The 20,025-nt window shown below is 69.6% G+C and carries 21 protein-coding genes and 1 tRNA gene; 9 read left to right on the top strand and 13 right to left on the bottom strand.

Annotation, left to right across the window (positions count from 1 at the left end; genetic code table 11):
- Window positions 1-46: 46 nt before the first annotated feature.
- Entirely contained in the window at window positions 47-559 is a 513-nt protein-coding gene (locus BLW09_RS03155) for a GNAT family N-acetyltransferase (protein ID WP_089908354.1), read from the bottom strand.
- 54 nt (window positions 560-613) lie between these two features.
- On the opposite strand from BLW09_RS03155, the gene BLW09_RS03150 reads away from it, so the two are divergent.
- Complete coding sequence (locus BLW09_RS03150; protein WP_089908351.1) at window positions 614-1,468, top strand: SDR family oxidoreductase; 855 nt, start codon at window positions 614-616, stop codon at window positions 1,466-1,468.
- Window positions 1,469-1,501: 33 nt separating this feature from the next.
- Here the strand turns inward: BLW09_RS03150 and BLW09_RS03145 are convergent, their stop codons facing one another.
- The gene (locus BLW09_RS03145; protein WP_442911298.1) at window positions 1,502-1,798 is read right to left on the bottom strand and encodes a DUF7882 family protein; all 297 of its coding nucleotides are present in this window, start codon (window positions 1,796-1,798) and stop codon (window positions 1,502-1,504) included.
- 157 nt (window positions 1,799-1,955) lie between these two features.
- Between BLW09_RS03145 and BLW09_RS03140 the strand changes: the two genes are divergently transcribed.
- Both BLW09_RS03140 and BLW09_RS03135 read left to right on the top strand, forming a co-directional pair.
- Entirely contained in the window at window positions 1,956-2,495 is a 540-nt protein-coding gene (locus BLW09_RS03140) for a GNAT family N-acetyltransferase (RefSeq protein WP_157696895.1), read from the top strand.
- A 173-nt stretch (window positions 2,496-2,668) separates the two neighbouring features.
- Complete coding sequence (locus BLW09_RS03135; RefSeq protein ID WP_089908343.1) at window positions 2,669-3,313, top strand: DUF1269 domain-containing protein; 645 nt, start codon at window positions 2,669-2,671, stop codon at window positions 3,311-3,313.
- A 79-nt stretch (window positions 3,314-3,392) separates the two neighbouring features.
- On the opposite strand, the gene BLW09_RS03130 is transcribed toward BLW09_RS03135, so the two are convergent.
- Together BLW09_RS03130 and BLW09_RS03125 are read right to left on the bottom strand one after the other, a co-directional pair.
- Window positions 3,393-3,482: transfer RNA gene (locus BLW09_RS03130), tRNA-Ser, on the bottom strand.
- 61 nt (window positions 3,483-3,543) lie between these two features.
- Window positions 3,544-5,583, bottom strand: coding sequence for an acyltransferase family protein (locus BLW09_RS03125; protein WP_157696894.1), 2,040 nt, complete (start codon window positions 5,581-5,583; stop codon window positions 3,544-3,546).
- 131 nt (window positions 5,584-5,714) lie between these two features.
- On the opposite strand from BLW09_RS03125, the gene BLW09_RS03120 reads away from it, so the two are divergent.
- Window positions 5,715-6,506, top strand: coding sequence for an SGNH/GDSL hydrolase family protein (locus BLW09_RS03120; protein WP_089908339.1), 792 nt, complete (start codon window positions 5,715-5,717; stop codon window positions 6,504-6,506).
- Between the two features lie 15 nt (window positions 6,507-6,521).
- Here BLW09_RS03120 and BLW09_RS03115 read toward each other — a convergent pair whose 3' ends face one another.
- Complete coding sequence (locus tag BLW09_RS03115; RefSeq protein ID WP_089916571.1) at window positions 6,522-7,448, bottom strand: alpha/beta fold hydrolase; 927 nt, start codon at window positions 7,446-7,448, stop codon at window positions 6,522-6,524.
- A gap of 166 nt (window positions 7,449-7,614) precedes the next feature.
- On the opposite strand from BLW09_RS03115, the gene radA reads away from it, so the two are divergent.
- A complete protein-coding gene (gene radA / locus BLW09_RS03110) occupies window positions 7,615-8,979 on the top strand; it encodes a DNA repair protein RadA (RefSeq protein ID WP_089908337.1) in 1,365 nt (454 codons plus the stop codon).
- A gap of 70 nt (window positions 8,980-9,049) precedes the next feature.
- Window positions 9,050-9,397 (top strand): YciI family protein, encoded by a 348-nt coding sequence (locus BLW09_RS03105; RefSeq protein WP_089908335.1) that lies wholly within the window; start codon window positions 9,050-9,052, stop codon window positions 9,395-9,397.
- On the opposite strand, the gene BLW09_RS03100 is transcribed toward BLW09_RS03105, so the two are convergent.
- The 4 genes from BLW09_RS03100 to BLW09_RS03085 form a co-directional block, all read right to left on the bottom strand.
- On the bottom strand, window positions 9,384-10,019 hold the full coding sequence (locus tag BLW09_RS03100) for a hypothetical protein (RefSeq protein ID WP_089908331.1): 636 nt from the start codon (window positions 10,017-10,019) through the stop codon (window positions 9,384-9,386). The two genes, BLW09_RS03105 and BLW09_RS03100, sit on opposite strands and share 14 nt — an antisense overlap.
- Before the next feature lie 95 nt (window positions 10,020-10,114).
- Window positions 10,115-10,633 carry an amino-acid N-acetyltransferase gene (locus BLW09_RS03095; RefSeq protein WP_089908328.1) on the bottom strand — a complete coding sequence of 173 codons (519 nt, stop codon included), beginning with the start codon at window positions 10,631-10,633 and terminating at the stop codon, window positions 10,115-10,117.
- An 88-nt stretch (window positions 10,634-10,721) separates the two neighbouring features.
- Complete coding sequence (locus BLW09_RS03090; protein ID WP_089908325.1) at window positions 10,722-13,244, bottom strand: ATP-dependent Clp protease ATP-binding subunit; 2,523 nt, start codon at window positions 13,242-13,244, stop codon at window positions 10,722-10,724.
- Window positions 13,245-13,374: 130 nt separating this feature from the next.
- Window positions 13,375-13,797: a hypothetical protein gene (locus BLW09_RS03085; protein ID WP_089908322.1), complete on the bottom strand. Its 423-nt coding sequence runs from the start codon at window positions 13,795-13,797 to the stop codon at window positions 13,375-13,377.
- Window positions 13,798-13,854: 57 nt separating this feature from the next.
- Between BLW09_RS03085 and BLW09_RS03080 the strand changes: the two genes are divergently transcribed.
- The 3 genes from BLW09_RS03080 (at window position 13,855) to BLW09_RS03070 (ending at window position 15,668) form a co-directional block, all read left to right on the top strand.
- Window positions 13,855-14,829, top strand: a complete 975-nt coding sequence (locus BLW09_RS03080) for a pirin family protein (protein WP_089908320.1) — start codon at window positions 13,855-13,857, stop codon at window positions 14,827-14,829.
- A gap of 147 nt (window positions 14,830-14,976) precedes the next feature.
- The gene (locus BLW09_RS03075; protein ID WP_089908317.1) at window positions 14,977-15,258 is read left to right on the top strand and encodes a FitA-like ribbon-helix-helix domain-containing protein; all 282 of its coding nucleotides are present in this window, start codon (window positions 14,977-14,979) and stop codon (window positions 15,256-15,258) included.
- Between the two features lie 11 nt (window positions 15,259-15,269).
- Window positions 15,270-15,668 (top strand): type II toxin-antitoxin system VapC family toxin, encoded by a 399-nt coding sequence (locus tag BLW09_RS03070; RefSeq protein WP_231947202.1) that lies wholly within the window; start codon window positions 15,270-15,272, stop codon window positions 15,666-15,668.
- Window positions 15,669-15,704: 36 nt separating this feature from the next.
- Here the strand turns inward: BLW09_RS03070 and cls are convergent, their stop codons facing one another.
- From cls to panC, 4 genes are all read right to left on the bottom strand, one after another.
- A complete protein-coding gene (cls, locus tag BLW09_RS03065; RefSeq protein ID WP_089908312.1) occupies window positions 15,705-17,168 on the bottom strand; it encodes a cardiolipin synthase in 1,464 nt (487 codons plus the stop codon).
- A gap of 179 nt (window positions 17,169-17,347) precedes the next feature.
- Window positions 17,348-17,521: a hypothetical protein gene (locus tag BLW09_RS19040; protein WP_018192119.1), complete on the bottom strand. Its 174-nt coding sequence runs from the start codon at window positions 17,519-17,521 to the stop codon at window positions 17,348-17,350.
- A 33-nt stretch (window positions 17,522-17,554) separates the two neighbouring features.
- Entirely contained in the window at window positions 17,555-19,084 is a 1,530-nt protein-coding gene (gene lysS, locus BLW09_RS03060) for a lysine--tRNA ligase (RefSeq protein WP_089908309.1), read from the bottom strand.
- A gap of 41 nt (window positions 19,085-19,125) precedes the next feature.
- A complete protein-coding gene (panC, locus tag BLW09_RS03055) occupies window positions 19,126-20,004 on the bottom strand; it encodes a pantoate--beta-alanine ligase (protein WP_089908306.1) in 879 nt (292 codons plus the stop codon).
- Between the last annotated feature and the right edge of the window lie 21 nt (window positions 20,005-20,025).

The following is a 20,025-nucleotide window of genomic DNA, read 5'->3' as shown; positions in this document are numbered from 1 at the left end:
CTACGACGCCGGGATCATCCGCGGCTAGTAGGCAGATTCGGTCGTCTCAGACCCCGACGTCGCGGACGAAGGTGAGCAGCTGGAGGCTCCGGCCGTCCGGGAGTTCGACGATGCCCTCGCGGTCGGGCTCCCGGCGGAACCCGAGCTTCCGGTAGAGGGCGTGCGCACCGACCATGACCGGGCCGCTGTTCATCACGACCGCCCGCTGGCCGCGCTGCGCCGCCTGATCGAGCGCGAACTGCGTGAGGGCGATCCCGATCCCCCGCCCGCGGGCCGATGGGTGGGTCGCGAGCAGCCGGAAGTACAGCTCGTCCTGCGCGATCTGGCCGCCCTGGTCGCGGCCCGGCCGGAGCAGCGCGATGGTGCCGAGCAGCTGTCCGGTCCCGGTGTCCTCCGCCACGAAGAACTCGAAGTCGTCGAGCAGGGCTTCCGGATGCTTCAGCTCGTCGCGGTAGTGGGGCGAGAGGTCGGTGTAGTCGGTGGTGTACGCGGCGTGGGTCAGCTCCCCGATCGCCGGGTACTCGTCCGGCCGGGCCGGCCGGATGAGCGGAGTGGTCATCCCTCCAGTATCACCCGCATCGTGGGCCACTTCCGACGGTGCGAGGATGAGCCCATGACCTCCTCTCCCGTCCTCCTCATCACCGGCACATCCTCCGGCATCGGCCTCGCCACCGCCATCGCGGCAGCGCGCCGCGGTTTCCGCGTGATCGCGACCATGCGCGACCTCGCGAAAGCCGGGCGGCTACGCACCGCAGCGCTGGACGCCGGGGTCGAGCTCGACATCCAGCGCCTCGATGTCACCGACGAGGAGGCCGTCGCGGCCGAGCTCGACCGCATCCGTGGCGCGTACGGCCGGCTCGACGCCCTGCTCAACAACGCGGGAGCCGGGCACGTCGGCACGGTCGAGCTGGAGTCTCTCGACGAGGTCCGCACGGTGATGGAGGTCAACTTCTTCGGGGTGGTGTCCGTCACCCGGGCCGCGCTCCCCCTGCTGCGCGAGAGCCACGGCCGCATCGTCACGGTGTCGAGCGTCGGCGGCGTCGTCGGCCAGCCTTTCAACGAGGCGTACTGCGCGGCCAAGTTCGCCGTCGAGGGGTTCCTGGAATCCCTGACCCCGGTCGCGGCCAGTCTCGGCGTGAAGGTCACCATCGTCGAGCCCGGTGCTGTCGGGACGGAGTTCGTGGCGAATGTCGGCCTGGAGGAGACGCCCGCCGCCTTCGGAACCCCGTACGAGGACGCCCTCCGCGCGTACCTCGCGCGCACCGCGGCCGCGTTCGATCCGGCCGCCGCGCAGACCCCGGAGAGCGTTGCCGACGTCATCGTCGACGTGCTCGCCGCCGAGAACCCGCCCGCGCGCATCCAGACGTCGGAGAACGCCCGGCGCTTCGCGGCCATCAAGCTGTCCGACCTGGACGGCGCGCACGTGCAGGCGGTCACCCGCCGGTGGGTGGCACCCGCCGAGGCGTGAGCCCGCGGCGGGGCCGCCTGAGACGTCGCCCCGTCAGCCGGCGACGCGATCCAGCTGCGGCACGTCGACCGGTTCTTCGGTCACCACGAGTCCTGTCTTGCTCGTGGCCGACCGCAGCATGTCCTCGATCCACCGCCTGTTCAGCTGCGGCGCACGACTGCCGAAGAACTGGAACCGGAGGTCGGTGGTCGGCGAGATCCAGATGGTCTCGCGTCCGTATCCCTCGTTCATCGCGTGGGTGAAGGTGAACGCGACTCCCTGGCCGCTCCGGAGGAGTGTGAGGATCACGACTTTGACGTGTGCGAGCGTCCGGTCGTCGACGCCCGCGATCGGGGTCCGGGATCGGGTTCACTCTACCGCCGCCGACGCCGTGCGTCACGGCCGATCTCAGCCGGTCGGACGAACCCCGTCATCTGGCGGTGGACGACGAGCGGCCAGGTAGACGAGCCGCGGCCAACGGCGGAGCATGGTGGCTGTGGGAGCGGGGATGGAGATCGTACGGGCCGGCGCTGTGCCGTGGCCCGATATCCTCAGGCTGTTCGGGCCGGCTGGGGCCTCGAATGGATGCTGGTGCCAGTACTGGCTCCTGGGCCCGGACTACCATCGGCGCGACCGCAAAGCGAATCGCGACGACCTCCATCACCAGGTCGACGCGGATCGCGCCGGCATCGTGGCACTGAGTGACGGCGAGCCGGTGGGATGGGCACGGCTGACGCACCGGTCGCAGCTCGGCTACCTGACACGGCGGTTCGCCCGCTATCCCTTCCCGGACGACGACCCGCTATCGCTCGCGTGCTTCTCCGTACGCCCTCAGGCGCGCGGCGGGGGCGTGATGTCGGCGCTGATCGACGGCGCCCTGCGCGAGGCCGACCGCGCGAAGTCTCCCCTGGAGGCGTATTCGATCGACCCGGCCGCTCCGTCGGCGACGAAGAACCGCTTCTCGGGGATACTTCCGGTGTTTCTCTTGCTCGGCTTCACCGAGATCGGGCGCTTGTCCGAAGACCGCGCGGTCGTCCGCTCCGATTGAGACGCGGCGTCCTCCGGCGGCGCATCGGCCAGCCGGGAGAGCGCGAAGAACTCGAGTGGGCCACAACATCCGGAGGGGTTGCTTGCCGGCGCCGATCCGGCGTAGCCGCGAGCGAAGTCCGCTCCTATACTTTCGCCCGAACGGCAGTCGCCGCTCTTCTGAGGAGGCTCGACATGACCGATGCAACATCCACTCCCGCCGACAAGACCGGCGCGGATGACGAGGCCGTCAGCGTGGAGGCGGCGGCCATCAGCGACGGCGCGTACACGCTCATCGCCGCCGATTTCGCGGACACCGACGTCGCGATGGAGGCATACGAAGCGCTCAAGAAGGTCGAGGACGGCGCGACGGTGAAGATCGACGGAGTCGTGGTCGTCAGACGGAATGCGGGCGGCAGACTCGAAGTGCAGAAGGCCACCGACCACAGCACGCGCGAGGGCCTCACCTGGGGCGCCGTCGGCGGCGCCGTGCTGGGCGTCCTGTTCCCGCCTTCGATCATCGGCAGCGCTCTCGTGGTGGGCGCAGGTGGCGGTCTCATCGGCAAGCTGCGTGAGCTCCATCACAAGAAGGAGCTGGCGAAGGAGCTCGAGGACGCCATCGAACCCGGCCACTCCGGCATCGTCGCCCTCGTCTCCAACCCCGGCGAAGTCAAGATCCGCGCGGCGCTCGAGAAGGCCGACCGTATCGTCGAGAAGGCCATCGACGATGCCGCCGCTGCGGACATCAAGGCAGCGGGCAAAGATGCAGACAGCGCGTCCGGTTCCGGTGCCGCGACCGATGCATCCGCCGCCGAGGGCGGTGCTGCCGACACGAAGTAGAAGCCGCATCCGGTGCCGATTCGGGAAACGAGAAGCCCCCGGATCCCTGATAAACACGGGGATCGCGGGGGCTTGCACGTGGCGGTACCGGTGGGATTTGAACCCACGGTGGGCTTTCACCCACACAACTTTTCGAGAGTTGCACCTTCGGCCGCTCGGACACGGTACCGCGGACTATCGTACGCGATTCGCGCGGCCGTCTCCAATCGGGAGGGAGGCCACGCACCGGGTCACCCGGAGGCGTGCTTCGTGGAGGCGCGGGCCATCTCGTTCTCCAGCCAGGGCGCCAACAGCGCCATGCCTGTCGCGTTGAAGTGCGCACCATCCCGGTAGATGCCTTGGCCGTTCGCGTCCTTGTCGAGGCACGGACCCTCAGGACAGACCGCCTTCTCGAGGTCGAGGGTGACGATGTTGGAGTGCCGGGCCGCGGCGTCCGCAGCGACGCGGTTCACGCAGTCGAGCCTCTCGCGGCTGAGCGGGCCGTCAGGAGCGCGCGGGTGGTCGTTGGAGAGGAGGATGACGGGCTTGTGTCCGGAGGCATCGCCGATCGATACCAGGAGGTCGAGCTGAGAGGCGTAACGCTGCTGCCACTGCGGAGTACACGGGCCGACCCACTCCCCGTCGATGAGCTGGTCGTTCGCATCCCAGAGATTGTGGACGACGTAGGCGTCCACCGGCTGCTCGGCACTCGCCGAACGCAGCTCGGGCTGCCACTTCCAGCACAGGTTCTTCGAATCCATGATGTAGCCCTCACCCGAACGGGCCTTCTCGGCATCGATGATGCCGCAGCCGCCGACCGTCACATCCACCGCGGCCACGGCCGGCGAGCCGTACTGGGTGAGGGCGTCGTACATGTTCTCGGCGACCGAGTCACCGATGACGGCCACGCGGAAGGGACCGCCACCCGCACCCGCGGGCAGGGCTGTCGGATTCTTCAGGGCGAGAGGCACGGGTGCGGGGGTCGGTGCTGCCTCTCCACGGAACCCGGACGTGGGCCGGCTCTCCTCAAGAGCCGCGGCATGCGACTTCGGGTGGCCCTCACGCTCCATCGGCAGCAACCACGCCGCAGCGAGCACCGCACCGAACGCGATCGCGATCGTCAGCACGGCAGACAGCGGCCGCCACGTCCTCTTCCGAAGCGGCTCGGTGACGAGATGGTGCAGCACCACCGCCGCGAGCCAGGTGATCAGCCCGCCGACGAGGAAGAGCACGAGGGGCGGCATGCCACCCCTTGCCTGCTGCTGCACGATCCAGAACACGGGCAGGTGCAGCAGGAACATGGAGTAGGAGACCACGCCGATCGCCGCGAACGGACGCCAGGCGAACACATGCATCACGGCGCTCGCACGCAGGCAGAGTGTGGCGACGAAGATCCCAGCAGCGACCGCGACCACGGCCAAGCCACCCCGGTACAGCCACGGGTCCTGGTAGCTCACCGTCGCGATGCTCGCAGCGACCACTACGCCGAGTGACAGTATGCTCACCGCCGTCACGGCCACGCGGGCCCGGGCGCCAGGGCGGTCACCCGCCCAGGCCGCTCCGCTCCTGCGCAGCCACGCCACGATCGCCGCGCAGGCACCACCGGCGACGAAGGCGACGGCTCGCGCGTCGGTGCCGAGGTACAGGCGGTCCTGATTGGAACCGTCGAAGAGCAGGGGCGCAACCAGAGCCGAGAGGACGAGGAGCACGAGCAGGGCGACAGCGAGCCGACCGATCCGGCGGCGGCAGGCGAACCAGAGCGCGGCCAGAAGGAGCGGCCAGACAAGATAGAACTGCTCGGTGGCGGACAGCGACCACATCTGGCCGAAGGGCACCAGCGCGCCGCTCGATTGCTGGTAAGCGATGTTCGCGTCGAGCTGCTGCCAGTTGGCGACCTGGAACACCGAAGCGATGGCGGTCGCCGCGGCATCCTGCAGCTCTTGCAGCGAACCCGCCCACCAGAGGACGAGGAGGACGGCGAGCAGAGTGATCGCGAGCCCGGGAAGCAAGCGCTTCGCACGTCGCGCGTAGAAACGCCCGAAGCGGATGCGGCCCTTCGCCTCCGCCTCTTTGATGAGCAGGAATGTGATGAGAAAGCCCGAGATCACGAAGAAGACGTCGACACCGAAGAGCCCTCGACTCGACCAGCCGGCGTGATACAGGAGGACGGAGACGATGGCGATCCCGCGGGCGCCGTCCACGCCGGCGAAGTGCTCCGCGGCGGCACGTCGTCGCGCTGCCCGCGTCTCGGGCTGCACCGCATCCGGCGCGATCTCCCGGATACCACTCATAGTCATCCCCCGATCAGAGCGGAAGCCCGGCAGGTGAGAGGCTCCGCTTCTTAAAGAGACCTCGCCGTGCACCGTTCCATGACGCGCCGAATCCCCGGCGACGGTCGGCAGGCCGGGGTACCCTTCCGTGCATGGAAGCTCTCGGTCGTATCCTCGCGGTGGTCTTCGGTATCGCGACAGGCAGCGTTCTCGCCGCCGTCGGGTGGCGGCGCGTCCAGGCCACGCGGGCCGCCGTCGCCGAGGGTCGGGTCCGGCTCAACGAGATGCTCCCGGTGCACTCGAAGTGGTGGCGGGATGCCGAGAAGGACCCGGGAGAGCTGCTCTACGTGGCCATCGGCGACAGCGCCGCCCAGGGGATCGGCGCCTCGGCACCGAAGAACAGCTACGTCGGCGTGATCGCCGACCACCTCCGATCCGTGACCGGCCGATCGGTCCGGATCGCCAATCTCTCCGTGTCGGGCGCCACGGTCGCCCTCGCGGTCGCGGACCAGCTGCCCCGCTTCGCGAAGCTGGAACCCGACATCGTGACCGTCTCCATCGGCGCCAACGACATCGCGGCGTTCGACCCCGAGCGGTTCCGCGAGGGGATGCGCGCGGTGTTCGCCGCGCTCCCGCCGCACGCCATCGTGGCGGACCTCCCCTACTTCTACCTGCCCTGGAACGAGCGGCTCGTCGCTGAGGGCAACCGCATCCTGCGCGAGGAGGCCTCCGCCCGCGGGCTCACCGTGGTCCCCTTGCACGCGACCATGCGCCGGCAGGGGCTGCGCGGGGCGTTCACGCAGTTCGCCGAAGACCTCTTCCACCCGAACGACCACGGCTACCGGGTGTGGGCGTCCGCGTTCCTCCCCGCCGTGACCGCCCGTGCGCGCGCGCTGTACCCGCGGCACGGCGAGGCCGCGACGCAGGAGGCGCTCAGCGCCTAGGGCAGTGCCCCCGCCTCAGTGCGTCACGTGCGCCGGGGCGACGTGCGAAAGGACGCGTCCCCAGGTCGGGACGATGGCCAGATGCCCGGCGCCCGGCACCATCTCCATCCGGGCGTCCGGCAGCGACCGCTGATACCAGGCCGCGTGCGCGTGGCCGGCGAGCGCGTCCGCCTGACCGGCGATCACCAGCGTCTTCGCCGTGACGTCCGCGAGATCGAAGCCCCACGGGCGTGCGGTGTAGCTCAGGATGTCGCCCGCCACGCCCCCGGTGCCCTGACGGAACGCGTCGATCAGCATCCGGCCGAGCCGATCGCGCACGCCAGGGAGAGCCAGCGCCGACGCATCCACGGCGCCGATGCCCAGCGCATCCAGCGGCACCTCGCCCGGCTCGGCGGCTGCGGCGACGGCGTCCGCCTGCGGCTGGAGCATCGCCGAGAGGCGGCCCATCGCCTCGTCCGGCGCCATCGCCGCGAGCTGATCGGACACCTGCTGCAGCTGCGGATCGATCCACGGTACCGCCTCGTTCGGAGCGGGTGTTCCGACGATCGCGACCCGGTCGACGAGCTGGGGATGGCGTGCGGCGAAGGCGAGAGCGACCCGGCCGCCTGCCGACCATCCCACCACGCCGACCGTCCGCGGGCGGGTGACACCGATCACGGTCTCGGCGACGACGACGGAGCGCACGTACTCCGCGATGTCGTCGGCGGCCTGGACGATGCTCGGCCAGTGCCCGGACGGCCACGGGTCGCTCGATCCGTAGCCCGGCCGGTCGAGCGCGACGATGTGCGCGCGGCGCTCGGCCGACGCGTCGGGGTCCGGATCGAACACCGACGACCCCGGAGCGGGGTGGCAGAAGATCACCAGCCGCTCGGCGTCGGAGTCGCCGAAGCCGGTCAGCCCGACCACGCGGCCGGAACGGAGAGTGAACGTACGGTCAGCCATGCGGCCCATTGTGCACGCCGCGACCGACACGCAGAAGGGCCGCACGCAGAACCGGCCGGCGGATGTGCCCACAGCGTGGGCGCGCGGCGACTTGTGCACGGCCTCCGCGATCCTCCCTCCGATGACAGTGGCTCACCGTAGTGTTGACCCCGATCGAGGAGGTGCCGTGCCGAAGGCGTCTGTCAACTACCGCTGCTCCGACTGCGGGTGGTCCACTGCCAAGTGGGTGGGCCGCTGTCCGGAATGCCAGGCCTGGGGCACGGTGGCCGAGACGGCGCAGCCGACCGGGGTGCTCCGGGCTCTCAAGCCGGTGACGATCGCGGCAGGCCGGGAAGCGCGGGCGATCACCGACATCGACCCCGCCGACGGCACCAACCGGCGGCCGAGCGGCATCGGCGAGTTCGACCGCGTGCTCGGCGGCGGGATCGTTCCCGGGGCGGCCATCCTGCTGAGCGGCGAGCCGGGCGTCGGCAAGTCCACCCTCCTGCTCGAGGTCGCCTCCCGCGCCGCCCGGGCGCGCAACCGCGTGCTCTACGTCAGCGCCGAGGAGTCGGTGAGCCAGGTCCGGATGCGCGCCGAGCGCACCGGCGCCGTCCACGACGAGCTCTACCTCGCCTCCGAGACCGACCTCTCCACGATCGTGGCGCAGATCGACGCGGTCGACCCGTCCCTCGTCATCGTCGACTCGGTGCAGACCGTCTCCAGCAGCTCCGCCGAGGGCATCGCCGGCGGCCCGAGCCAGGTCCGCGAGGTGGCGAGCGCGCTGATCCGCATCGCGAAGGAACGCGATCTGCCCGTGCTGATCGTCGGCCACGTGACGAAGGACGGCTCGATCGCCGGTCCGCGCCTGCTGGAGCACCTGGTCGATGTGGTGTGCCAGTTCGAGGGCGACCGGCAGACGGCGCTGCGGTTCATCCGCGCTCTGAAGAACCGGTTCGGGCCCACCGACGAGGTCGGCTGCTTCGAGATGACCGGAGACGGCATCGCCGAGGTGCCCGACCCGAGCGGCCTCTTCCTCAGCCGCACCACGACCCCGGTCTCCGGCACGTGCGTCACCGTCGCCATGGAGGGCCGCCGTCCGCTGCCCGTCGAGGTGCAGGCGCTCGTCGTCGGCACGACCGCCCCCAACCCGCGCCGGGTCACGAACGGCGTGGATGCGTCCCGCGTCGCCATGCTGCTGGCCGTCCTCGAGCGCCGCGCCGGCATCCGTCTCGGCGACAAGGATGTCTACGTGTCCACAGTCGGCGGCGTGCGCCTGACCGAGCCGGGGGCCGACCTGGCCATCGCGCTGGCCATCGCCTCGGCGGCGACCGAGCGCGCCATCCCCCACACTCTCGCCGCGTTCGGCGAGATCAGCCTCGCGGGCGAGATCCGCCCGGTCGTCAGCGGCAAGCAGCGCACCGCCGAGGCCGCACGCCTGGGCTTCGCCACGAGGGTGGACGACCGCAGCGCCACCGTGCGCGAAGCGCTCCGTGTCGCGTTCACGGCGGCGAGCACCGATCGGGAGCGCGAGCTCGACGCCGCATTCTGACGCACAGTCGAAAAGCGCGGACGCCAGACGACGCCCTGGTGACGACATCCGTCAGACGGAAGGACCGACCATGCCGCAGTACGCCATCCTCATCTACTCCGACCCCACCGCGGAGCACGACGCCGCAGAGCTCGCCGAGCACGACGCGCACTCCGCCGACCTCATCCGATCCGGCGCGCTCGCGGCCGCCTATGCGCTCGCGCCGCGGACGGCCGCCCGCTCGGTTCGCGCCGAGGGCGTCACCGACGGACCGTTCACCGAGAGCAAGGAGCTGATCGCCGGCATCGGCATCATCGAGGCTCCCGACCTGGACGCGGCCCTCGCCATCGCGCGCCGCAATCCGGCGACCCGGCACGGAGCCGGCGTGGAGGTGCGCGAGATCGAGAGCGGCTACCTGCGCGAAGCTACTGCAGGATGAACTGCTTCGTCTCCGCGCTCTTGATGCCCGAGACGGTGGTCTCCAGGTGGTACGAGGCTCCGGCCGCCGGCACCTGCTCGCGGCTCGCCTGACAGGTGGACGGGTCCGAGCGGGTGCGGTCCCACGTGATCGGCGCCTTCGAGGAGATCGTCTTGGCGGGCTCCAGCAGCACCTCCGCATCCACCTTGTCGCTCTGGCAGTCCGTCGACTTCCAGTAGACCTCCGACCCGCTGGTGATCGTGAACACCTGCTGTGCGGTGCCCGCGTCGATCGTGCACGCCTTCGAACCGGTGTTGGTGAGCGCGACCGACAGTTGCGGGAGCTCGCCGGCGGCATACACGGCCTTGTCCGTCACGGCCTCCACCTTCACATCGGCGGGCTTGCACGGCTGGCCGTCCGCCGTGGCGCTGGTGGTCGGGATGCTCGTCGCCACAGCAGCCGGGGTGGTGGTGCTGCCCGGCGCGGGCTTCTTGCCGGCCGGCTCTCCGTTCGAGGCGCCGGGACGCACGACGATCAGGACGATGACGACGACGACGGCGATCACGCCGAGGAGGACGATGAGCCTGCGGCGCCAGTAGACGCCGCTGGGCTGGGGGCCGACCGGGTTCTTGAACGTCGACATGCCCGCACTATAGCCAGCGCCCGGCGGCGCGCCGGGCAGGCGCGCCCGGCGTTCCGCGAGCCCTCAGCGAGCGGACGGACGCGCTGCGACGCGACTCAGAGCCGCTTCAGCATCCGGGTGTTGCCGAGCGTGTTCGGCTTCACGCGCGCAAGGTCCAGGAACTCCGCGACACCCTCGTCGTGCGAGCGCACGAGCTCGGCGTAGAGCTGCGGGTCGACCGTCGACTCCCCCATGTCCTCGAAGCCGTTGCGCGCGAAGAAGTCGACTTCGAAGGTCAGGCAGAACAGGCGGTTCAGGCCGATCTCGCGCGCATCCGCCTCCAGCCGGCCGAGCAGCGCCCTGCCGACGCCCTTGCCGAGCCAGCCGTCGGCGACCGCGAGCGTGCGCACCTCGCCGAGGTCGCTCCACATCACGTGCAGCGCGCCGCAGCCGATCAGGCTGCCGTCGGCGTCCTCCGCCACCCGGAACTCCTGCACCGACTCGTAGAAGGTGACGGTCTCCTTGCCGAGCAGGATGCGTCGCTGCACCAGAGGCTCCACCAGCTCCTGGATGCGGGGGACATCGCCTGTCCGCGCCCGCCTGATGCTGAACCCTGGTCCGCTCTCACCGCTCACCGTTCCACCCTACCGAGCCAGAACACGGCGGAAGGGCCGGCCTCCGAGGAGACCGGCCCTTCCGTGTATCACGCTGTCGCGACGACGATCACTCGTTCGCGGCGAGGTCCGGCGTCGCCGGCCCGGTGCCGATCGCGGCCGTGGCGTTGATCCCGGCGCCGATGGGCTCCTTGCGCGCGGTCGTCGTGAAGACGAACTCGCCGTCGGCGAAGTCGACGTGGACGTGGTCGCCCGCGTTCAGCTCGCCGTGCAGGATCCGCTCGCTCAGCCGGTCCTCGATCTCGTGCTGCACCGCGCGGCGGAGCGGGCGGGCGCCGAGCGTCGGGTCGAACCCGACCTCGATCAGTCGCTCCTTCGCCGGGACGGTCAGCTCGATGGTCATGTCGCGGTCGAGCAGGCGGGTCGAGAGCCGCTTGATGAACAGGTCGACGATCTGCAGGAGCTCGCTCTTGTCCAGCTGCGGGAAGACGATGATCTCGTCGACACGGTTCAGGAACTCGGGCTTGAAGTTCTTCTTCAGCTCCTCGTAGACCTTGCCGCGCATCCGGTCGTAGCCGGTCTGCGGGTCGCCCTCGATCTGGAACCCGACGGGGCCGCCGGAGATGTCCTTCGTGCCGAGGTTCGTGGTCATGATGATCACGGTGTTCTTGAAGTCGACCACGCGTCCCTGGCCATCCGTCAGACGTCCCTCCTCCAGGATCTGGAGCAGCGAGTTGAAGATGTCCGGGTGCGCCTTCTCGATCTCGTCGAACAGCACGACGCTGAACGGCTTGCGGCGGACCTTCTCGGTGAGCTGGCCGCCCTCCTCGAAGCCGACGAACCCGGGAGGGGCGCCGAAGAGACGGGAGACGGTGTGCTTCTCGCCGTACTCCGACATGTCGAGGGAGATCATGGCCGACTCGTCGTCGAACAGGAACTCGGCGAGCGCCTTCGCCAGCTCGGTCTTACCGACACCGGTGGGGCCGGCGAAGATGAACGAGCCGGACGGACGCTTCGGGTCCTTCAGGCCGGCGCGGGTGCGGCGGATCGTCTTCGAGAGGGCCGCGATGGCCTCCTCCTGGCCGATGACGCGCTCGTGCAGCGCCTTCTCCATGTAGACGAGCCGGGCCGACTCCTCCTCGGTGAGCTTGAACACCGGGATGCCGGTCGCCTGGGCCAGCACCTCGGCGATGAGGCCCTCGTCGACCTCGGCCGTGGTCTTGACCTCACCCGAACGCCACTGCTTCTCGAGGCGCAGCCGCTCGCCGAGGAGGTTCTTCTCCTCGTCGCGGAGGCTGGCCGCCTTCTCGAAGTCCTGGTCCTCGATCGCGCCCTCCTTCTGGGAGCGGACGGCGGCGATCTTGTCGTCGAACTCGCGGAGCTCCGGCGGCGCCGACAGGATCGACAGGCGCAGGCGGGCGCCGGCCTCGTCGATCAGGTCGATGGCCTTGTCCGGCAGGAAGCGGTCCTGGATGTAGCGGTCGGCGAGGTTCGCCGCGGCCACGATCGCGCCGTCGGTGATGGACACCTTGTGGTGCGCCTCGTAGCGGTCGCGCAGCCCCTTGAGGATGTTGATCGCGTGGGGCAGCGACGGCTCGGCCACCTGGATGGGCTGGAAGCGGCGCTCGAGGGCCGCATCCTTCTCGAAGTGCTTGCGGTACTCGTCGAGGGTGGTCGCACCGATGGTCTGCAGCTCGCCACGGGCCAGCAGCGGCTTGAGGATGCTGGCCGCGTCGATCGCGCCCTCCGCGGCACCCGCGCCGACGAGCGTGTGGATCTCGTCGATGAAGGTGATGATGTCGCCGCGGGTGCGGATCTCCTTCGTGACCTTCTTCAGGCGCTCCTCGAAGTCGCCGCGGTAGCGGGAACCGGCGATGAGCGAGCCGAGGTCGAGGGTGTAGAGCTGCTTGTCCTTCAGCGTCTCCGGCACGTCGCCGCGGACGATGGCCTGCGCGAGGCCCTCGACGACGGCCGTCTTGCCGACGCCGGGCTCGCCGATCAGCACGGGGTTGTTCTTCGAGCGGCGCGACAGGATCTGCATCACGCGCTCGATCTCCTTCTCGCGCCCGATCACCGGGTCGAGCTTGTTGTCGCGCGCCGCCTGAGTGAGGTTGCGGCCGAACTGGTCGAGGATCTGGCTACCGGCCTGCGCGGTGGTCTGATCGTTGCCCCCGACCTGGACCTGCTCCTTGCCCTGGTAGCCGGAGAGGAGCTGGATGACCTGCTGGCGCACGCGGTTGAGGTCCGCGCCGAGCTTCACGAGCACCTGGGCGGCGACGCCCTCGCCTTCGCGGATCAGGCCGAGCAGGATGTGCTCCGTGCCGATGTAGTTGTGGCCGAGCTGCAGCGCCTCGCGGAGGCTGAGCTCCAGCACCTTCTTGGCGCGCGGCGTGAACGGGATGTGCCCGGTCGGCTGCTGCTGGCCCTGGCCGATGATGTCCTGGACCTGCTCGCGGACCGCGTCCAGCGAGATGCCGAGCGACTCGAGCGCCTTGGCGGCGACGCCCTCACCCTCGTGGATCAGGCCGAGCAGGATGTGCTCCGTCCCGATGTAGTTGTGGTTGAGCATCTTGGCCTCTTCCTGGGCCAGGACGACGACACGGCGGGCGCGGTCGGTGAATCTCTCGAACATGTCTACTCCTCGGCGACACCGTTGCAGGTTCGGCGTCGATACAAAGAGAGTAACCACCGCTCCCCCTGTCCCGTTGCCCTGTTCGCCGTGGGCGTGACGTGCCGTCGGGGACCGAGCGGATTGCGGCCGATCAGCCCCGATCGGCGGGCAGCGTGAGCGTCGAGTCGGGCAGGACGACGCTCACACCGGAGTCCTTCGCGATGCGGTCGGGCGTCGCGAAGACGGTGGTGTGCGGCACGTAGTCGCGCGTGCAGATGCCTCCGGGTGCCGGAGCCAGCGTGGCCGTGATGGTGTCGCCCGCGGTCGCGGTCACGCTGGCGACCTTCGGGGGGCACGTGGAGCTGCCGTAGAGGACGATCGCGAACCGGTCGCCGCCGTCGAGCCAGGCGGCCCAGGACGCGCCGCCCGCGCTGCTCGCCGGAGCATCCACCCCCTTGGGCTCCCCCGAGTAGTCCTCGACCGGCTTGCCCGCCGCCGTGCTGCAGCCGGCGAGCGCCGCGACCACCAGGATCGCCGCGGCGGCGGGGAGGAGTCTGGTCGCGATCCGGGGCACTCCACCATTCTAGGAAGCCCGCCTCCGACCTTCCTGCCCGACGCCTAGGATGCCGCTATGAGCAATCTGGAGCGCGATCCGGCCGAGCTCGTCGCCACATCGGCCGTGCTCACGGACGCGGGCGTCGAGATCCTCGAACCGCGGGATGTCCCTCTCGGCGGCCCGCGCGCGATGACCGTCCGGCGCACCCTCCCCCAGCGTCGCCGTTCGCTGATCGGCGGCTGGTGCTTCATCGACCACTACGGCCCCGACGACGTGTCGGCGACCGGCGGGATGCAGGTCCCGCCGCATCCGCACACCGGCCTGCAGACGGTGAGCTGGCTGTTCGAGGGCGAGATCGACCATCGGGACAGCGTCGGCAGCCATGCGCTCGTCCGGCCGGGCGAGCTGAACCTGATGACGGCCGGTCGCGGGATCAGCCATTCCGAGGTGTCCACACCGGGCACGCAGCGACTGCACGGCGTCCAGCTCTGGGTGGCGCTACCCGGCGCCTCGCGCGATGTCGCGCCGTTCTTCGAACATCACACGCCCGCCGTGGGCAGCATCGGCCCGGCCACGGTGCGGACGTTCGTCGGCTCGCTGGCCGGGAGCGGGACGACCGCGACCGTGTTCTCCCCGCTGGTCGGGGCGGAGATCGTCGTCCCGGCCGGAAGCCGCATCGAGGTCCCGCTCGACGTGGACTTCGAGCACGGCGTGCTCGTCGATGCCGGCGATGTCACGATCGACGGCACCCCGGTTCCGGTCTCGCATCTGGCCTATCTGTCCCCTGGGCGCACGAGCCTCTCGGTGGGCGCCGAGACGGATGCGCGCATCGTGCTCCTCGGCGGGGAACCGCTGGGCGAGCAGATCGTGATGTGGTGGAACTTCATCGGCCGCAGTCACGAGGACATCGTCGCCTCGCGGACCCAGTGGCAGGCCGAGGTGATCGCCGGCGCCGATCCGCACGGCCGTTTCGGCACGGTCGACGGCTATGACGGGATGCCGCTTCCGGCGCCCGAGCTGCCGACGGTCCGCCTACGGCCGCGCGGCTGACGCGGTTCCGTCCCCAGGCTGACGCCGACCCGACTTCTCCACAGTTCGGAGGGCGGCCGGGCGCTCCGGCGCACGCCCGGGTCAGAATAGACGTACAGTGCATGCAGATCTCTTGTTTCTGCATGCATCAACGTCTAAACTGAACCCATGGGAGTCACCGTGCAAGTGAGAGATCTGGATCCGGCCGTCAACGATCGCCTGAAGGCGGCGGCAGCGGCGAAAGGGTTGTCGTATTCCGAGTATCTGCGCAGGCAGCTCACCCGCATCGCGGAGAGGCTGCGCATCGAGGAGCGCTGGGCGGAGGTGACGGTCGAGCATCACGCGCTGAGCGAGCGCCAGGGTTCGAACGCGGCTCCGCGTCGTCGACCGCTCGACATCACCACCGAGGAGATCGTCCACGGCATCCGCGACGACCGGCAGAGCCGATGATCGCGGCGGTGATGGACTGCAGTGCGCTCGTCGAACTGCTGTCGCGCGACGGTCTCGCCGCGTTCGAGGAGAACGACGAACTGGCGGAGTGCATCCTGGTGGCGCCTCACCTGATCGACCCGGAGTTCGTCAGTGCGATGCGCCGGCACGCGCTCCGGCGACCGGGCGACGCTCAGCTCGCCGAGCAGGTGATCCTCGAGTTCTCGCGGCTCGAGATCATGCGCGTGGAGCACGAGCCGCTGTGGCCGGACGCCTGGCGGTGGCGCGATGATCTGACCGTCTACGACGCGATGTACGTGGCTCTCGCCCGCCTCCTCGAGTTGCCGCTCGTCACGGCCGACGACCGCCTCGCCGCGGCAGCGGAACGCTGGTGCGAGGTCAGGCCGCTGCGCGAGCTCCAGCCGGCATGACGTTCCGGGGCGCGGCTCCGCATGCGCGGCGTCGCCTCACTGCAGCGCGGAGGTCAGCCGGGCCAGGTTGTCCAGAACGGTGGAACGGAGCGGCTGCTTCATCCACTCGTCCAGGGTGAGTTCGCGGCTGTCTTGGCGATAGCCGTCCTCGACCTTGCGCATCTCGTCCACGAACGAACGCCCTCGCACCATCAGGGAGACCTCCATGTTCAGCTGGAAGGAGCGCATGTCCATGTTGCTCGAACCGATGACGGCGACGTCGTCGTCGATGGTGAAGTGCTTCGCATGCAGGATGTAGGGGGCTTTGTACATCCAGATCCGGACTCCGGCCCGCAGCAGCGCCTCGTAGTACGACCGCTGGGCGTGATAGACGAGCGCCTGGTCGCCGATCTCGGAGACGAACAGGTCGACACGGATGCCACGCTGCACCGCCGAGGTGATCGCCATCAGCATCGACTCGTCCGGCACGAAGTACGGAGAGGTGATCACGATGCGCTCCTGCGCGTAGTACAGCAGGGCGAGGAAGAGTCGGAGGTTGTTCTCGCCGGCGAACCCGGGCCCGGAGGGGACGACCTGGGCGTCGAGCTCGTTGGCGTCGATCTCGTCGGTGATGGGCTCGGTCTCACGGCGGAGGAGCTCGTCGGTCTCGCTGTACCAGTCGGTGATGAAGATGGCGTTCAGACCGGCGACGATGGGCCCCTCGAGACGGACGATGAGCTCCTTCCACTTCAGCCCGCGCCTGATGTTCGACTTCTTGTTGTAGCTGCGGTCGATGACGTTCTGCGATCCCATGAACGCCACGCGGCCATCGACCACGAGCAGCTTCCGGTGGTTGCGGAGGTCGGGCCGCTGGTACTTGCGTTTGAGCGGCTGGACGGGCAGCATCAGCTGCCACCGTGCCCCCATGGCAGTGAGCCGCTTGAGGGTGCGCTTGTAGTCCGGCGTCCGGAGCGACGCGATGTGGTCGAGGAGCACGCGAACGGTCACCCCGCGCTGGACGGCGGCCTCCAGGGCGTCGAAGAACGGGGCTGTCGTCTTGTCGAGCGTCAGGATGTAGAACTCGACGTGGACGTACCGCTTGGCCGTGCCGATCTCCTCGGCCATCGCGTCGAGCGAGCCCTGGTAGTCGCCGTTGAGGGTCGCCCGGTTACCGCCGACGAGCGGCATCGCCCCGAGGTTGCGATTCAGCTCGACCACGCCCTCGAGCCACGGGGGCCACGGATGATCGCGGCGGACGCGCTCGATGCCCTCCGTGCTGTCGATGATGAAGCGGTTGATCTCGTCCTGCTTCTGCCGTCGGCTCTTCGGGAGCTTGTAGCTGCCGATCAGGAGGAAGAACAGGATGCCGATGTACGGGATCAGGAAGATCGCGAGCAGCCAGGCGGTGGCCGAGGTGGGCTTGCGATTCCGCGGCACGAAGATGATCGCGAGAACGCGGATGACGAAGTCGATGAGAAGTGCCAGGACGATGGAGAACGAGACCCAGAACCCCGTCTCCATGCACGCATCCCTCGGTCGACCGCGGAAGACGCGAACGCGTCCCCAGGGATACCGTAGCGGGAACGGCATACCGTCGCGGCAACGGCATACCGTCGCGAGAACGGCGCGGCCGCGATATGAGTGCACCCGTATGGGTGCGCGCGGGGTCACCCGCGATACGAGGGGTGTCGCGCGGGAGCTCAGGCCTTGGGGGCGAGGCCGCGGCGGGCGCGCTCCTCGGCTTCCAGCCGCGAGTAGGCCTTGCGCTCGTTGCGGTCGGCGCGCACGATCGCGCGCATGATCGCCCAGAACAGCAGGCCGACCAGCACGGTCGGTGCGAGGGCCCAGACGATACCGCTGATGACGTCGTTCATAGCGCCTTCATCGTACCGCCGGCTCCTGGGAGGCTACTTCACCAGTGGGAAGAGGATCGTCTCGCGGATGCCGAGGCCGGTCAGCGCCATGAGCAGGCGATCGATTCCCATGCCCATGCCGCCCGTCGGCGGCATGCCGAACTCGAGGGCGCGCAGGAACTCCTCATCGAGACGCATCGCCTCGTTGTCGCCCGCGGCCGCCAGCTTCGCCTGCTCGACGAAGCGCTCCCGCTGCACGACCGGGTCGACGAGCTCCGAGTAGCCCGTCGCCAGCTCGAAGCCCCGGGTGTACAGGTCCCACTTCTCGACGACGCCATCGCGCGAACGATGCGCGCGGACCAGCGGGCTGGTGTCGACGGGGAAGTCCATGACGAAGGTCGGGCGCACCAGGTCGGTCTTGACGTAGTGCTCCCAGAGCTCTTCGACGTACTTGCCGGGCAGCGGGTGCTCGATCTCGATGCCGGCGAGGGCCGCGAGCTCGCGCAGGCGCTCGATCGGGGTCTCCGGGGTGATCTCCTCACCGATGGCGTCCGAGAGGCTGTCGTACATGCGGATGCGGTCCCACTGGCCGCCGAGGTCGTACTCCGTGCCGTCTGCCCACGTCACCACGTGCGATCCGGAGACCGCGACGGCGGCATCCTGGATGAGCGTCTGGGTGAGGTCGGCGATGGAGTTGTAGTCGCCGTACGCCTGGTAGGCCTCCAGCATGGCGAACTCCGGCGAGTGCGTGGAGTCGGCGCCCTCGTTGCGGAAGTTGCGGTTGATCTCGAACACGTGGTCGATGCCGCCGACGACGGCGCGCTTCAGATAGAGCTCCGGCGCGATGCGCAGGTACAGCTCCGTGTCGAAGGCGTTGGAGTGGGTCACGAACGGCCGAGCGGAGGCGCCGCCGTGCATCACCTGCAGCATCGGCGTCTCGACCTCGACGAATCCGCGCTCGCCGAACGTTCGACGGAGGCTCGCCACCGCGGCCGCGCGGTCGAGGACGGTCTTGCGGGCCTGATCGCGCGCGATCAGATCGAGGTAGCGGGCGCGGACGCGGGTCTCCTCGCTCAGCTCGCTGTGCAGGTTCGGCAGGGGCAGGAGTGCCTTGGCGGCGATCCGCCACTCCCGCGCCATGACGGAGAGCTCGCCGCGGCGGCTGGAGACGACCTCGCCGGAGACGAACAGGTGGTCGCCCAGATCGACGAGCTCCTTCCACGCGCTCAGCGACTCCTCGCCCACCTCGGCGAGGGACACCATGACCTGGATGCGCGAGCCGTCGCCGGCCTGCAGCACCGCGAAGCACAGCTTGCCGGTGTTGCGCAGGTGCACCACGCGCCCGGCGATGCCGACGATCTCGCCGGAGCCCTCGTCCGGCTGCAGGTGATCCCACTTCGCGCGCACGGCCGGGATGGTCGTGGTGACCGGGACGTGCACCGGGTAGGCGCCACCGCCGGGGCCCTCCGCCTCGGCGAGCAGACGGTCGCGCTTGCCGAGCCGGACCGCCTTCTGCTCGCTGATCTCGGCCTCGCTGAGCTGGTCGTCGCCGAGGTCGGCCGCGGTGGTCTGCGCGTCGGTCATCGCTGTCTTTCCGTTCGAGGGGGCGGGCGGTGGTGCGGTGGTCACGTCGTGAGGCGCTGGTTGTCGATCAGCCGGGTCGTTCCGACGCGAGCGGCTATCAGCATCAGGGCGGGACCGTGGTGGTCAGGCGACGCTTCGCGGAAGGTATCCGGGTCGACGATCGCGAGATAGTCAAGCTTAACGGCTGGGTCCGCCTCCACGTGCGCGCGGGCGGCGCGGAGGGCCGCCTCCACTCCGTCTCCCGCTCGTTCCGCCCCGGCGCCGAGAGCGCGGGACAGGGTCACGGCGGCGAGCCGCTGGTCGTCGTCCAGGTACCGGTTGCGGCTGGAGAGCGCGAGACCGTCCGACTCGCGCACGGTGTCGACGACCGCGATCGAGACCGGGAGGTTGAGGTCGTCGACCATGCGGCCGATGACGTGCACCTGCTGCGCATCCTTCTGACCGAACACGGCGACGTCGGGCTGGACGATGTTGAAGAGCTTGCTGACGACCGTCAGCACCCCATCGAAGTGTCCGGGGCGGGATGCACCCTCGAACAGGAGTCCCGACTCCCCCGCGGTCACCCGCGTCTCCGAAGGACCGCTCGGGTACATCTCGGACGCGGACGGCGCGAACACGACATCGGCGAGGCCCTCGAGGGCGGTGACATCCGCATCAAGCGTGCGCGGATAGCGTTCCAAGTCCTCGCCCGGGCCGAACTGCAACGGGTTCACGAAGATCGACACCACGACGAAGCCCCCGAGGTCGCGGGCCTGCGACACCAGCCGCAGGTGTCCCTCGTGCAGCGCACCCATGGTCGGCACGAGCACGACGCGACCGGTGGGCGCGTCGGACGGGCCGTCCTGTTGCGCGACACGGCGCGCATCCGCGACCCGGGCCCGCAGCTCGGCGATGGTGGTGATGATCTCTGGCATGCGCATCCCTCCGGCCGGGTCGGAACC

It is taken from the genome of Leifsonia sp. 21MFCrub1.1 (genome assembly GCF_900107895.1).
Lineage (GTDB): Bacteria > Actinomycetota > Actinomycetes > Actinomycetales > Microbacteriaceae > Leifsonia > Leifsonia soli.
Note: the sequence above shows the minus strand (reverse complement) of the source record. Positions and strands in the feature narration are given on the sequence as shown.

Coding starts and splice junctions, on each gene's coding strand:
- BLW09_RS03155 (WP_089908354.1), bottom strand. CDS start 559: ATGACCACTCCGCTCATCCGGCCGGCCCGGCCGGACGAGTACCCGGCG.
- BLW09_RS03150 (WP_089908351.1), top strand. CDS start 614: ATGACCTCCTCTCCCGTCCTCCTCATCACCGGCACATCCTCCGGCATC.
- BLW09_RS03140 (WP_157696895.1), top strand. CDS start 1,956: ATGGAGATCGTACGGGCCGGCGCTGTGCCGTGGCCCGATATCCTCAGG.
- BLW09_RS03135 (WP_089908343.1), top strand. CDS start 2,669: ATGACCGATGCAACATCCACTCCCGCCGACAAGACCGGCGCGGATGAC.
- BLW09_RS03125 (WP_157696894.1), bottom strand. CDS start 5,583: ATGAGTGGTATCCGGGAGATCGCGCCGGATGCGGTGCAGCCCGAGACG.
- BLW09_RS03120 (WP_089908339.1), top strand. CDS start 5,715: ATGGAAGCTCTCGGTCGTATCCTCGCGGTGGTCTTCGGTATCGCGACA.
- BLW09_RS03115 (WP_089916571.1), bottom strand. CDS start 7,448: ATGGCTGACCGTACGTTCACTCTCCGTTCCGGCCGCGTGGTCGGGCTG.
- BLW09_RS03105 (WP_089908335.1), top strand. CDS start 9,050: ATGCCGCAGTACGCCATCCTCATCTACTCCGACCCCACCGCGGAGCAC.
- BLW09_RS03100 (WP_089908331.1), bottom strand. CDS start 10,019: ATGTCGACGTTCAAGAACCCGGTCGGCCCCCAGCCCAGCGGCGTCTAC.
- BLW09_RS03090 (WP_089908325.1), bottom strand. CDS start 13,244: ATGTTCGAGAGATTCACCGACCGCGCCCGCCGTGTCGTCGTCCTGGCC.
- BLW09_RS03080 (WP_089908320.1), top strand. CDS start 13,855: ATGAGCAATCTGGAGCGCGATCCGGCCGAGCTCGTCGCCACATCGGCC.
- BLW09_RS03075 (WP_089908317.1), top strand. CDS start 14,977: ATGGGAGTCACCGTGCAAGTGAGAGATCTGGATCCGGCCGTCAACGAT.
- BLW09_RS03070 (WP_231947202.1), top strand. CDS start 15,270: ATGGACTGCAGTGCGCTCGTCGAACTGCTGTCGCGCGACGGTCTCGCC.
- cls (WP_089908312.1), bottom strand. CDS start 17,168: ATGGAGACGGGGTTCTGGGTCTCGTTCTCCATCGTCCTGGCACTTCTC.
- BLW09_RS19040 (WP_018192119.1), bottom strand. CDS start 17,521: ATGAACGACGTCATCAGCGGTATCGTCTGGGCCCTCGCACCGACCGTG.
- lysS (WP_089908309.1), bottom strand. CDS start 19,084: ATGACCGACGCGCAGACCACCGCGGCCGACCTCGGCGACGACCAGCTC.
- panC (WP_089908306.1), bottom strand. CDS start 20,004: ATGCGCATGCCAGAGATCATCACCACCATCGCCGAGCTGCGGGCCCGG.